Source organism: Bacteroides sp. HMSC067B03 (assembly GCF_001811315.1).
Lineage (GTDB): Bacteria > Bacteroidota > Bacteroidia > Bacteroidales > Bacteroidaceae > Bacteroides > Bacteroides faecis.
The window spans coordinates 33,684-46,236 of sequence record NZ_KV804412.1 but is presented as its reverse complement, the minus strand read 5'-3'; the positions used below and the strand labels follow the sequence as shown (position 1 = coordinate 46,236).

Sequence of the window (12,553 nt, the reverse complement as noted above, 5' to 3'; positions counted from 1 at the left end):
TCTTATACAGGTCTTCCGTAGTGGTAGCGATATGCTTTCTTTCTTCTATTCTTTGCTGACGACTGTGTTCGGTTTTCTGGTTGGAACCGCACAGAAAAGTAGTATACCGTGCTGTGTTGACCAGAATGCCGTATCCTTTGGTAGAGACATAAAATGTCTGCGGGGCATGCGTGTATCCGAGTCCGTTCAGTGGATTGTCATTTACTATCGGACGTTTGCGCAGACCGCGCTGACCGAAAGTTTCGAATTGAAGTCCGAAACCGTAGATTTGTTCATTGTCTTCCAGGGGAACTTCAATCAGGCATCCCCGGTCGGTTATCTTTATCTGCACGTCTTCGGCATCAAAAGGCAACTTGGCTGCAGGAAGTGCCTTCATTGCTTCTATGACAGGCTTGCCACCAAACAGGGAATAGGGGGTGAAAGTATCAATCTCTCCCTTTTGCAGTTTGATAACTCCCGGAGCAATCTCTTTTTGGGCGGACACTTGTACGGTGGAGATGAGCCCTGCTGTAATCAGGAAAAGGTAAAGTAATAGTTTTTTCATTGCAGTTTATTTTTATCATGGTTACATTTATATAAGACTCTCAAGAGATTCTTTACCACTAAAAAGCTATGTGGAAATATTGCAAATATAAGAATAAAGTATCTTTGAACCTGCGTTTTTCATCTGCAATAGACGGGTTGTCAGGCGTTAATACTTGATATTGTCAGCTGTTAACGTCTGACATGACAGGTATTAATATCTGAAGCGACAAACATTAATACCTGAGACGACGGATATTAATGCCTCAAATTTCCGTTATTAATATATTGAGAATCAGTTGTGTATGTTTGGGGAGAGATCTGTTTCCGCTTGAAGTGAGTATTTCTTTTTCTATTCTTATCAAAAATTCGTAATATTGCATTCCATAAAGGAACATCTGGTGCAGTGCATTTGCCGGATATCACCTATTGGAAAAGAATACTGAAACACTGAAATAAATAAAACCATGAAAAAGAATTGTTTTCTCCTTCTCTTCTTACTTTGTGCTTGCCTTGTTCAGGCGCAGAATACTTATCGTACCGACAAGGACATTGCTTATGTATCTGGTTCCGAAACGGATGCTTACCGTCTGGAACGTTGCAAACTGGACATCTATTATCCCGAAAATAAGAAGGATTTTTCAACCATCGTATGGTTTCACGGTGGTGGTATGGAAGGCGGAAGCAAGTTTGTGCCCAAAGAATTGACAGATCAGGGCTTCGCGGTAGTAGCGGTCAATTATCGTCTGAGTCCGAGAGCTAAGAATCCGGCTTATATAGAAGATGCTGCCGAAGCTGTGGCGTGGACATTTAAGAATATCGAGAAGTACGGAGGCCGCAAGGACCGTATCTTTGTTTCCGGTCATTCGGCGGGAGGTTATCTTACGCTGATTCTGGCAATGGATAAGAAATATATGGCTGCATACGGAGCAGATGCGGACAGTGTAGCCGCTTATCTTCCGGTGAGCGGGCAGACAGTCACTCATTTTACAATCCGTAAAGAGCGCGGACTGCCGAATGGAATCCCGATTATTGATGAATTTGCACCGGTAAATAAAGCCCGTAAAGATACGGCTCCGGTTGTGCTGATAACGGGAGACAAGAATCTGGAAATGGCAGACCGGTACGAAGAGAATGCACTGCTGGCATCCGTACTGAAGAATATAGGCAATCAGAAAGTCACCCTGTACGAGCTTCAGGGATTCGACCACGGACAGGTACTCGGCCCTGCCTGCTATCTGATTGTTAATTATGTGAAGAGGTTTAAATAAGATGTCTCCGGTTATGCAAAGAGCAGGTCATAGAAGGAAAATATCCGGTACATGTTACATTTTTCATAGGCTATGAATCATTTATTATATTCAGAATAGGAGGGATTGCCTACATTTACTCCGATTTTATAAACTACTAACTACTAATAATAAATGATTATTGCTATGAAGACATTAAACAGCAGAATCACACTGACTCTTTTTATTCTTGTTTCTTCTCATCTGCTGGCAATGGCAGGAGATGTATCTTTTAAAGTAACGAAGAAGTATCTGAACTTCCCTGTTTCTCATGCCGAAAATAGGGCGAAAATGACTTTTGAAGTAAACGGCAAGCCGGATTTGTCCGTCGTTATTCGTCTGGCGCCGGATAAAGCCGAGTATTGGGTATTCAAAGATGTATCGGCCTTCAAAGGAAAAACAATCAAGATAACCTACGAGGGCAATGAAAAAGGACTCAGCCAGATATACCAGTCGGATGAAATCGCAGGACAGGATAGTCTGTATAAGGAAAAGAATCGTCCGCAGTTCCACTTTACTACCCGGAGAGGTTGGATCAATGACCCTAATGGACTGATTTATTATGAAGGTGAGTATCACTTGTTCTACCAGCATAATCCTTTCGAAAGAGACTGGGAGAACATGCACTGGGGCCATGCAGTCAGCAAGGACCTGATACATTGGACCGAATTGCCGGACGCTTTGTATCCCGACCATTTGGGAACAATGTTCTCCGGTTCGGCAGTAATCGACTATGATAATACCGCAGGATTCAATAAAGGCAAGACTCCCGCCATGGTTGCTGCCTTCACGGCTGCCAGCAGTGACAGACAAGTGCAGGGAATAGCATACAGTCTGGACAAAGGACGTACATTCACGAAGTACGATAAGAATCCGGTAATTAACTCCAAGGAGAAATGGAACTCTCAGGATACACGTGACCCTAAAGTGTTCTGGTATGCTCCTTCCAAACATTGGGTGATGGTGCTGAACGAACGTGACGGACACTCTATTTATACATCTGCCAATCTTAAAGACTGGAAATACGAAAGTCATGTTACAGGTTTCTGGGAATGCCCCGAGTTGTTCGAATTGCCGGTTGATGGTGACAAGAACCACACGAAGTGGGTGATGTACGGTGCCACCGGTACTTATATGCTGGGTTCTTTCGACGGTAAAGTATTTACGCCCGAAGCAGGAAAATACTGCTATACCACCGGAAGTATCTATGCAGCCCAAACCTATAACAATATTCCGGCAAGCGACGGCAGACGCATTCAGATAGGCTGGGGAAGAGTTTCTCATCCGGGAATGCCTTTCAATGGAATGATGATGCTTCCCACGGAATTGACTTTACGTACCACTAAAGACGGTATCCGCCTTGTCAGTGTGCCGGTAAGAGAAACCGAATCTTTATTCACTCCTGTCCATTCATGGAAATCTCTGACTTCGGACGAGGCAAACCGCAACCTGAAAGAATTTTATGATGCCGATTGTCTTCGCATCAAGACAACTATCAAGCTGTCTCACGCCACCGATGCGGGCTTTAACTTGTTCGGACAGCGAATGATTGGCTACGACATGAACTCCAATACGCTGAACGGCCATTTCTACTCTCCGCAAGACCCGACCAGCATGGAACTGACTGCCGATATTTACATAGACCGTACCACAATCGAAGTCTTTATAGACGGTGGGCTGTATTCTTACTCTATGGAACGCCGTCCGGACAGGAACAATAAAGAAGGTTTCCATTTCTGGGGAAATCGTATCGAAGTCAAGAACCTCGAAGTATTCTCGGTGAAATCTATCTGGTAAATAGTGAATGGACAAAGCTTGTAATTAAAGAGACAAAAGCTATCTTTGCTTCTCAGTAATAAACAATAATAGATTGGAACATGAGAACACATAGCGAAGCTTTCCAGTTTGAGAAAGAACTGGAATGGGAAAATCCGGCTCCGGGCATCCGCCGCCAGATGATGGGATATGACGGACAGTTGATGATGGTGAAGGTGGAGTTTGAGAAAGGTGCCGTTGGCGCTATGCACCAACATTATCATAGTCAGGCTACTTATGTGGCAAGCGGCAAGTTCGAACTGGCCATTGGCGATCGGAAAGAAATTCTCTCCACAGGCGATGGCTACTATGTGGAACCCGACCAGCCTCATGGATGCGTCTGCTTGGAAGCAGGTGTACTGATTGATACATTCAGCCCTATGAGATCCGATTTCTTATCCTGATATCTTGGCAGAGAGTCAGACATGTGTGGTACGAAATTACCACATATGTGGTATTTTCTCTGAACAGAATCTCCCTTATCTTTGTAATATCTTAAAACAAAGGAATTTAAAAGCAGATATATATGGAAAAGATTGCAAAGAAGTTGACGGATTTAGTAGGTAACACTCCGTTGCTGGAACTAAGTAATTATAATAAGAGTAATGATCTGAAAGCTCGCCTGATAGTGAAGATTGAATCATTCAACCCTGCGGGAAGCGTGAAAGACCGTATCGCCCTGGCTATGGTAGAGGATGCGGAAACCAAAGGAGTATTGCAGCCGGGATCTACCATTATCGAGCCGACAAGTGGAAATACCGGAGTGGGATTGGCATTTGTTGCAGCCGTAAAAGGGTATAAGCTGATTTTGACTATGCCCGATACCATGAGTGTGGAGCGTCGTAACCTTTTGAAAGCTCTGGGAGCGGAACTGGTTCTTACTCCCGGTGCCGACGGCATGAAGGGGGCGATTGCCAAAGCCGAGGAATTGAAAGCTGCCACCTCCGGATCTGTCATCCTGCAACAATTTGAGAATCCCGCTAACCCCGCTATGCATCTACGCACTACCGGACTGGAAATATGGAGAGATACCGAGGGGAAAGTCGATATCTTCGTAGCCGGTGTAGGTACAGGCGGGACCGTTAGTGGTGTGGGTGAAGCATTGAAGATGCGTGATCCCAGTGTGAAGATTGTAGCCGTTGAGCCTGCAGACTCTCCGGTACTGTCCGGTGGGAAGCCCGGTCCTCATAAGATTCAGGGTATCGGAGCCGGATTCGTCCCGAAGACGTACAAGGCTTCTGTAGTAGATGAAATTATCCAGATACAGAATGACGATGCCATTCGTACCAGCCGCGAACTGGCAAAGAAAGAAGGCTTACTGGTCGGAATATCTTCGGGAGCCGCCGTATATGCCGCTACTCAGGTGGCGAAGCGTCCGGAGAATGAGGGGAAGATGATTGTAGTATTGCTGCCCGATACAGGCGAACGCTATTTATCTACTATCCTGTACGCTTTCGAGGAGTATCCTCTGTAATAAAAAGATTTTTTTATTTTTGTTGTAACAACTTTCTCGTTGTTCCCGTCTATTTAATTGAAGCGCTTCAATAACGACTTTAATTTAAATAATAAAGAAGGAACAATGAGAAAGTTTTTATTTACCCTATTGCTGCTTTTAGTTTGCCATATTGGATATGGGCAAAGCATAGACAGTCTTTTCGATGAGTTTGAATGCGAACAGAATGTCGACTATGTGAAAGTATCTCCTTTTATGATGTCTCTCGGAAAGATGTTCTGCAAACATGAAGAGGGAAGTGAAATCATAAGAAAAGTGAAATCGATGAAAGTCATGGACTTGGGAGATTGTTCGGCAAGCGTGAAAAAACGTTTCAGCAGTAAAGTAAGCAAGTTGAACCGGAAAGGCTATGAAGAACTGATGCGCATCAACGATGGAGGAGAGAAGGTGCACATACTGATGAAAATCAGAAAGGATGCTATTCGCGAATTATTAGTTGTCTGCTCCGGAAACGATAGCTGTACATTGATACAGATAAATGGTAAATTTGTCAAAGATGATATTGATAAACTGGTAAGTATGGAAACTGGAAAGAAGAATGGACGTCACTGATTTTAAACAACAATTTCTGCCCTGCCACCGGAAGCTCTTTCGGGTAGCTTTTCAGCTAATGGGGAACGCCCAGGATGCTGAGGATATGGTGCAGGAAGCATATCTGAAATTGTGGAATAAGCGCGGTCAACTGAACGGTGTCCTGAATGCCGAAGCTTACAGCGTCACTCTTATCAAGAATTTGTGCTACGATGCACTGCGTCGTAACCAGTTGGATGAGGACGGACGTGCCCCCGAAGAACTGAATATCTCGGCAGACTTCAATATTATCAGCGAAATGGAATGGCGGGATGAAGTAAATCAGGTACAGCGTCTTATCAGTCAGCTCCCCCGGCAGCAAAAGCATGTGATGATACTGCGGGATGTGAATGACTGTTCCTTCGAAGAAATAGAACAAGCCACGGGACTGAATGCTGTCAATATACGAGTATTGTTGAGTCGGGCCCGCAAAAAGATACGTGAACAATTTAACGCAATAGTTGAGTATGAAACCAGATGATATAGAAGATTTGCTGACACGGTATTACGAGGGTGTAACTAGTGAGGCTGAAGAAAAGGAACTCAAACGTTTCTTTATGGAAGAGGAAGTTTCTGAAGATTTGCTTGCCGAGAAGGAACTTTTCCTGCAGTTGGCTGCCTGTCCTGAACCCGAAATTCCTGTCGGGCTGGAAGAAAGGCTGAATGACATGATAGATGCGTGGGATATGAGTGAGAAGCGAGCGTTGAAAGTAAAAAAGCGTACACGTATCATCCGCCTGCAATGGTTAGGAAGCATAGCTGCCAGTCTGCTTCTTTTGTTTTCAGTAGGAATGTATCTGTACAAGCCTTCTGCTCCGAAGGATACGTGCGCTACTCCCGAAGAAGCCTATATGCAGGCACAAAAGGCGTTGGTTATGTTGTCTTCACGGTTGAACAAAGGGATGGAGGAAGTGGAAACGGTACAGGAAGCCACTGGCAAGATCAGAGAGAATGTTTATGAACAATTAAACCGAATAAATAATACAAAACAATGAAACGTACGTATATTATTATCCTGTTATTTTCTTTGTGCTCACTATTTATGTATGCGCAGGACAGTCGCTTTGATAAGTTTGCAGACATGGAAGAAGTTACTTCAGTTTATATCTCCAAAGCGATGCTCAGCCTGATGCCCGATATGCAGACGGAAGGTGTGAATATTGGCAGTATAGCTTCAAAACTGGATAACATACGAATTCTGAGTTGTGACAAGCCTGCTATCATTGACAAGATGAAGAAAGAGTTCGCATTTATTAATTCTAAGAACGGTTATGAAGAACTGATGCGTATCAAAGATAAAGGAGAAAAGACTACGATTTATCTGAAGCAGGATAAAAACAAGAAGAAAGAATTTGTTCTGATGACTGGTGAGAAGAATGAATTTACAGTAATTATCATTACCGGAAATCTTACTCTGAAGGAGATACAAGGTATTGTAAACAAGGAATAATATTTTATCCGCAGGTTATACTACCTTCCTAATATAGGGAGCGGCATAATCTGCGGATAAAAATTTATAGAGATGCTCGGTCATGTTTGCTTCACAAACCATTATCACTGCTCATGGCTGTTCTTTACGCTACCATTTCTTCTTATGGTTTTTCATCTGCCCGCAGACCGAAAACTTTTCCTGTCATCTGGTCTACAGGTACTTTCCATACTTTGACATTCCGTACGGCAGGATCGGAGTAGCCGAACTGATCCTTCGTGTAATGGCGCATGATAATGTCCAGTGCACGGCGTTTCTCTTCCATATCCTCTATGAATTCTACTTTGCCACGACACATGGCACTTTCAGAGCGCATGCTATAGCTGCAGGCTACTTGTTTATGCTGATAAACGAGTTTATGGCCGAGGCTGAACGTGATACACACGTTGTTATTGCGTTGCAGCATTTCTATTTTCCCGCCTTCGGGACCGGAATGGAGGTAAAGGATATCGTTTTCATAGCCGAAGTTCATGGGAACTACGTATGGATTGCCTTCTAAGTCTACCATGCCTACAAAGCAGGCATCCGCCTGAAGAATAATGGATTCGATTCGTTGCTTGTCTTCGATAACGATTGTTTTCATTTTCAATGTCGGTTTTCTAAAGTTAAGTGTGTCTCCCTGATTTATAGCACTATAATGGGATGATAGGGAGAGAATCAGTTCTTTGTTTGTGCCACCCTACTGGCACGGTTGTGCCAAAGGCATGGCACAGTTGTGCCAATGCGGTGGCACAACCGTGCCAATAGGGTGGCATAAGATGAGTAATACTATCAATCAGTTTTAAGTATATACTTATTGCATTTACTTCTATTTCTCAATAAGCGCAAAGTCTAACTGCTTCTTTTCCAGATTGGCACGTGCCACACGGATCGTGATAGCATCTCCTAAACTGTATATCTTGTTTTTGCGGCGTCCGCGGAGACAATAGTTCTTTTCGTCAAATTCATAATAGTCGTCATCCAGGTCACGGATCGGAACCATACCTTCGCATTTGTTTTCATTGAGTTCAACGTAAAGCCCCCATTCCGTCACACCCGAGATTACTCCGTCATAAATCTGTCCGAGTCGCTCGCTCATGAATTCTACCTGTTTGTATTTGATGGAAGCACGTTCGGCATTGGCGGCAATTTGCTCCATGTTCGAACTGTGGTCGCAGAGATCCTCATATTTTGTTTCGGATACGCTTCGCCCTCCGTCCATGTACTTCGTTACCAGACGATGTACCATCATATCCGGAAAACGACGGATCGGCGAAGTAAAGTGGGTATAATAATCGAATGCCAGTCCGTAGTGTCCGATGTTGTGCGTAGAATAACGCGCTTTCTGCATGGCACGGATGGATACGGTTTCAATGAGATTCTCTTCCTTCTTTCCGTGAATATCATCCAGCAAATGGTTGATAGACTTTGATATGTCTGTTTTTGTTCCGCTTGTACGCACTTTGTAGCCGAAGCGGGCGATGAACTGTGACAAGTTCTCCAGTTTCTCCGGATCGGGCAGATCGTGGATACGGTAAGGAAGTACTTTCGGTTTCTTATTCTTGGGTACGCGTCCCACCTTTTCCGCCACCGTCCTGTTAGCGAGCAGCATGAATTCTTCTACCAGCTTATTGGCGTCTTTGGACTCTTTAAAGTAAACGCTGATGGGTTTTCCCTTCTCGTCAATTTCAAACTTCACTTCATAGCGGTCGAAGTTGATGGCTCCTGCCGCAAAACGTTTCTCACGCAGTGCTTTGGCTATCGTATCCAGCATCAGTACTTCTTCCTTGAAGTCGCCGGCCTTGGTTTCGATAATCTGTTGCGCTTCTTCGTAGGTGAAACGGCGGTCGGAGTTGATGACAGTGTGTACGATACGTGAATCTTTGACTTCTCCTTTCTCCGTGATGTCGAAGATGACGGAGAATGCCAGTTTTTCTTCATTCGGACGCAAGGAACAGATGAAGTTACATAGCCGTTCGGGAAGCATGGGGATGGTCCGGTCTACCAGATAAACGGAAGTCGCCCGCTTCTCTGCTTCCTTGTCGATGATGCCTCCTTCTTTTACGTAATGTGTCACGTCGGCGATGTGTACACCCACTTCCCACAAACCGTCTTTTATGGGACGGATAGAAAGTGCGTCATCAAAATCTTTGGCATCTTTCGGGTCAATGGTGAAAGTCGTTACCTTACGGAAGTCTTCGCGTCTGGCTATTTCTTCCGGAGTAATTTCTGCAGGAATTTTATCGGCGGCAGTCTCTACCGCTTTCGGGTATACATAGGGCAAGCCGAATTCGGCAAGGATAGCGTGCATCTCTGTCGTATTATCTCCTGCTTTACCCAGAATATCGATCACTTGTCCGATAGGATTCTTTGCCTTATCCGGCCATTCGGTTACTTTTACGATTGCCTTGTCTCCGGTTTTTCCGCCTTTCAGCTTTTCTTTCGGGATGAAGATGTCGTTGGCAAGCGTACGGTTCTCTGTGACTAAGAAGGCGTATGATTTGGCTACTTCCAGAGTACCGACAAATGTATCATTGGCACGTTCCAGTATTTCTATTACTTCTCCTTCTGCGTCTTTATTTTTTCTTTTGGCATAGAAGGTGATTTTTACTTTGTCATTGTTCATCGCATGTGCCGAATTTCGTTCGGCAACAAAGATCGGCTCGCCTCCACCTTCGGGAATGAAGGAGTTCTTCCCATTGCTCTTGCGCTGGAAAGTACCCGTCATTTCCGTTCCGTGATTGTTCAGCCGGAACTTTCCTTTTTCAATTTCAGAAATATAGTCGTCATCTAAAAGGTCATGTAATATATCAACGCATAGCATTTTCTGCGGATGAGTAGTGAGATGCAATTCCGAGAAAATGTATTTCATACTAAGCGTCTCGCTTGGTTTGGCATGGAAAAAGTTAATCAATAACGCTGCCAGCTCTTTCTTATTCATTCTTTTGCCGGCCTTTTTCTCTTTCTTTTCTTTCTTTTTCGCCATAATGTAGTCATTTAAAATATGTTGATACAAAGATATAAGATTATTTTCCTTGTAGAAACTTTGAGGCGAGAAAAAATAAACCACCCTTGATACTTTATCTCTATAAAGGAGGTCAAGGGTGGCAGGGGTAACTTAAAAGAGAGATGATTATGGTAGTGTTGTCGTAATGTTCAGACACTTGTCTTTTTCGCGGTAGAAGAAGTATCCGTATCCGGAGTCTTTTAATGCGATATTCATTTCTTGGGCTGCTTCCTCAAGGCTGGCTTGACTGGAATCCTGCATCTTAAATACATCCGATTCTCCTATTATGCCGGAATGTCCTTTTATTGCATCGGAAGCACTCCACCAGTAAGTGGAGTTCATGTTTGTATAGGCATTACTCATACCAACAATGCCTCCGGCAAATACTGTTTCTCCATTACCGGTCAGACTGCCTTCAATGAGAGAGTAGCATCCGGTTAGTATTTTACGTGCCCTCATAGTACCACTGGCAGCTCCGGCAATACCACCTATATTTATGCTGTTTCTTCCACTTGCCGTTTCGGATGTTGCCTGCATTGTTCCTCTGCAGACTGTGTAGCAGCCATAAATACCTCCGCTCAGTAAATTTGCCGTTATACCTCCACAAGAAGCTCCTGCTGTACCTCCTTTTACTGATAAGAGGGCATTCGTGTCAATGTTTGTCCAGCAACGGGTTAAGGTGGATGTACTGCCTGCAATGCCACCTGCCATCGCTATTTGGGGATGTTCTGCCGTAATTTTACCTTTGAGAGTTACGTCAGAGTCTGAGATTCCTCCCATTTGGAAACTCCCCGTACCATATACGCCTCCTACATACGTTGCATCCGAACTAGATCCGCTGCTGCTACATGTTCCTGCTATTTCACCCAAAATAGTTACATGTAATGCACTGCATCCGTAGCCTGCTCTGACTTGTGAACCAATGGCCCCGCCGACATCTACCGAATTGTCGGCTTCTGCTTTTAAGCTTCCTTTAATGAGAATGTTGCAATTGCCGAACATATCGGCTGCATAACTACCGGAAACTCCTCCCACAGCAGCCGATGTACTGATGGAGCCTTCTTCGGATGACTTTTTACTTTTGGCATGTATACTTCCGTTGATTGTGACATCGCAGGCACCTATGCTTGAGCCGCTTGAAGCACCACATATACCTCCGGCATGTGCTCTTGCACTTCCATATTCACGTGAGTCATCAATTGGTTTAGATTCTGCCAGGATCGAACCGTCAACTACTGCCTTACAATACGTAATATAACCGCTGTTTCCATATCCGGCAATGGCACCTACTTGAGGAGTGGCCCCGTTGACTATAAATTCCGACGAAGCTGGAATATTCACCGTACATTGATTGATTGTACCTAGTATCGTACCGCATATCCCTCCAACGATGGATGTGCCGTCTGTATCGGTGGTGAATGAAGCACGGATACTACCTTTAAAGGTACAATTAGTAATGACTGCCTGATAACCGTAAGCCAATATGCCTCCTATAACTAAATAATTGGCTGTTTCTTGGGTTCCTGTATGCACAGCTGTGATATCCCCTTCTACGTTTAAGTTAGAGATGGTGCAACCGGATTTGGACAAACCGAATAAACCACACATGGCACTTGTATTATTGCTGGAGTAATTGATGGTAAAGTTGTGTATAGTATGGTTTTTTCCATCAAAACTACCACTGAACATATTCTTTTCGGGCATAGCAATGTTTTCGTTGTCAAGTCCTGTACCTATCGGAGTCCAGTCGTTTACTCCACTCATATCGATATCGTTTCCCAGTTCATAATAAGCTTTTGTATAGTCAATAGTTGGGTCCATTTCTATTTCAATCTCATCCTGATCTGTAGCAAGTATTGCCTGAGTGTTTTTAATTTCATTGGTTTTGTTAACTAGATAAGCCATCAGTTTTAACTGTCCTGCAGTTTTGATGATAAATGGATATTGTTCGGTTCCCTCACCGGAGGCAAAAGTTCTGGCAACAGAACCTTCCGGCATTTTGACGGCTATCCATTTGCTGAAAGGAGAGGCTGAGGAAGCATTTGCTGTTGTTGAACAGACTGCTACCCAATATTTATTTTCTGATTCCAATCCGGTGAAAGTAGCGCTGGGTTCGGATACGGTCTGAGTTTTGTCTGTCAATTCTCTCCATTCGTCTTTGATTTTTACAATGTAACTTGTAGCATTGGGATCAGCTGTCCATGTTACTTTAAATGAGTTGCTGGATATATCGCTGTATTTGATATCTCCTGGGGCTGATAACGAAGTTACGTCATCATCGTCTGAGCATGATGCGATAGTAAGTGTGAAACCGCATATGATACTAAGAATAACCCAATAGAATATTGTTTTCATATAATTGATATTTT

General features: G+C 43.9%; 11 protein-coding genes and 1 pseudogene. 8 read left to right on the top strand and 4 right to left on the bottom strand.

The features are described 5' to 3' along the window. A pseudogene (locus HMPREF2794_RS19180) lies at positions 1–544 on the bottom strand (glycosyl hydrolase family 31); the annotation flags it as partial. A gap of 445 nt (positions 545–989) precedes the next feature. On the opposite strand from HMPREF2794_RS19180, the gene HMPREF2794_RS19175 reads away from it, so the two are divergent. The 8 genes from HMPREF2794_RS19175 (at position 990) to HMPREF2794_RS19140 (ending at position 7,159) form a co-directional block, all read left to right on the top strand. Then, positions 990–1,793 (top strand): alpha/beta hydrolase, encoded by an 804-nt coding sequence (locus HMPREF2794_RS19175; protein WP_022301338.1) that lies wholly within the window; start codon positions 990–992, stop codon positions 1,791–1,793. Between the two features lie 165 nt (positions 1,794–1,958). Further along, complete coding sequence (locus tag HMPREF2794_RS19170) at positions 1,959–3,608, top strand: glycoside hydrolase family 32 protein (protein ID WP_022301339.1); 1,650 nt, start codon at positions 1,959–1,961, stop codon at positions 3,606–3,608. 80 nt (positions 3,609–3,688) lie between these two features. Continuing rightward, on the top strand, positions 3,689–4,030 hold the full coding sequence (locus HMPREF2794_RS19165; RefSeq protein WP_055269268.1) for a cupin domain-containing protein: 342 nt from the start codon (positions 3,689–3,691) through the stop codon (positions 4,028–4,030). Between the two features lie 122 nt (positions 4,031–4,152). Continuing rightward, positions 4,153–5,100 carry a cysteine synthase A gene (cysK, locus tag HMPREF2794_RS19160; RefSeq protein ID WP_010535875.1) on the top strand — a complete coding sequence of 316 codons (948 nt, stop codon included), beginning with the start codon at positions 4,153–4,155 and terminating at the stop codon, positions 5,098–5,100. Positions 5,101–5,205: 105 nt separating this feature from the next. Continuing rightward, entirely contained in the window at positions 5,206–5,691 is a 486-nt protein-coding gene (locus tag HMPREF2794_RS19155; RefSeq protein ID WP_010535874.1) for a DUF4252 domain-containing protein, read from the top strand. Continuing rightward, positions 5,678–6,190 (top strand): RNA polymerase sigma factor, encoded by a 513-nt coding sequence (locus tag HMPREF2794_RS19150; protein WP_010535873.1) that lies wholly within the window; start codon positions 5,678–5,680, stop codon positions 6,188–6,190. Before HMPREF2794_RS19155 ends, HMPREF2794_RS19150 begins: the two co-directional genes overlap by 14 nt. After that, on the top strand, positions 6,177–6,704 hold the full coding sequence (locus tag HMPREF2794_RS19145) for a hypothetical protein (RefSeq protein ID WP_010535872.1): 528 nt from the start codon (positions 6,177–6,179) through the stop codon (positions 6,702–6,704). Before HMPREF2794_RS19150 ends, HMPREF2794_RS19145 begins: the two co-directional genes overlap by 14 nt. Beyond that, positions 6,701–7,159: a DUF4252 domain-containing protein gene (locus HMPREF2794_RS19140; protein WP_070752255.1), complete on the top strand. Its 459-nt coding sequence runs from the start codon at positions 6,701–6,703 to the stop codon at positions 7,157–7,159. Before HMPREF2794_RS19145 ends, HMPREF2794_RS19140 begins: the two co-directional genes overlap by 4 nt. Before the next feature lie 142 nt (positions 7,160–7,301). Here the strand turns inward: HMPREF2794_RS19140 and HMPREF2794_RS19135 are convergent, their stop codons facing one another. The 3 genes from HMPREF2794_RS19135 to HMPREF2794_RS19125 all read right to left on the bottom strand — a co-directional run bounded on the left by HMPREF2794_RS19135 (position 7,302) and on the right by HMPREF2794_RS19125 (position 12,539). Then, entirely contained in the window at positions 7,302–7,781 is a 480-nt protein-coding gene (locus tag HMPREF2794_RS19135; RefSeq protein ID WP_010535870.1) for a pyridoxamine 5'-phosphate oxidase family protein, read from the bottom strand. 225 nt (positions 7,782–8,006) lie between these two features. Then, positions 8,007–10,163: a ribonuclease R gene (gene rnr, locus HMPREF2794_RS19130; RefSeq protein WP_022301341.1), complete on the bottom strand. Its 2,157-nt coding sequence runs from the start codon at positions 10,161–10,163 to the stop codon at positions 8,007–8,009. 147 nt (positions 10,164–10,310) lie between these two features. After that, positions 10,311–12,539 carry a fibronectin type III domain-containing protein gene (locus HMPREF2794_RS19125; RefSeq protein WP_070752253.1) on the bottom strand — a complete coding sequence of 743 codons (2,229 nt, stop codon included), beginning with the start codon at positions 12,537–12,539 and terminating at the stop codon, positions 10,311–10,313. Positions 12,540–12,553: the final 14 nt, after the last annotated feature.

Coding starts and splice junctions, on each gene's coding strand:
- HMPREF2794_RS19125 (WP_070752253.1), bottom strand. CDS start 12,539: ATGAAAACAATATTCTATTGGGTTATTCTTAGTATCATATGCGGTTTC.
- HMPREF2794_RS19175 (WP_022301338.1), top strand. CDS start 990: ATGAAAAAGAATTGTTTTCTCCTTCTCTTCTTACTTTGTGCTTGCCTT.
- HMPREF2794_RS19170 (WP_022301339.1), top strand. CDS start 1,959: ATGAAGACATTAAACAGCAGAATCACACTGACTCTTTTTATTCTTGTT.
- HMPREF2794_RS19165 (WP_055269268.1), top strand. CDS start 3,689: ATGAGAACACATAGCGAAGCTTTCCAGTTTGAGAAAGAACTGGAATGG.
- HMPREF2794_RS19140 (WP_070752255.1), top strand. CDS start 6,701: ATGAAACGTACGTATATTATTATCCTGTTATTTTCTTTGTGCTCACTA.
- rnr (WP_022301341.1), bottom strand. CDS start 10,163: ATGGCGAAAAAGAAAGAAAAGAAAGAGAAAAAGGCCGGCAAAAGAATG.
- HMPREF2794_RS19145 (WP_010535872.1), top strand. CDS start 6,177: ATGAAACCAGATGATATAGAAGATTTGCTGACACGGTATTACGAGGGT.
- cysK (WP_010535875.1), top strand. CDS start 4,153: ATGGAAAAGATTGCAAAGAAGTTGACGGATTTAGTAGGTAACACTCCG.
- HMPREF2794_RS19135 (WP_010535870.1), bottom strand. CDS start 7,781: ATGAAAACAATCGTTATCGAAGACAAGCAACGAATCGAATCCATTATT.
- HMPREF2794_RS19150 (WP_010535873.1), top strand. CDS start 5,678: ATGGACGTCACTGATTTTAAACAACAATTTCTGCCCTGCCACCGGAAG.
- HMPREF2794_RS19155 (WP_010535874.1), top strand. CDS start 5,206: ATGAGAAAGTTTTTATTTACCCTATTGCTGCTTTTAGTTTGCCATATT.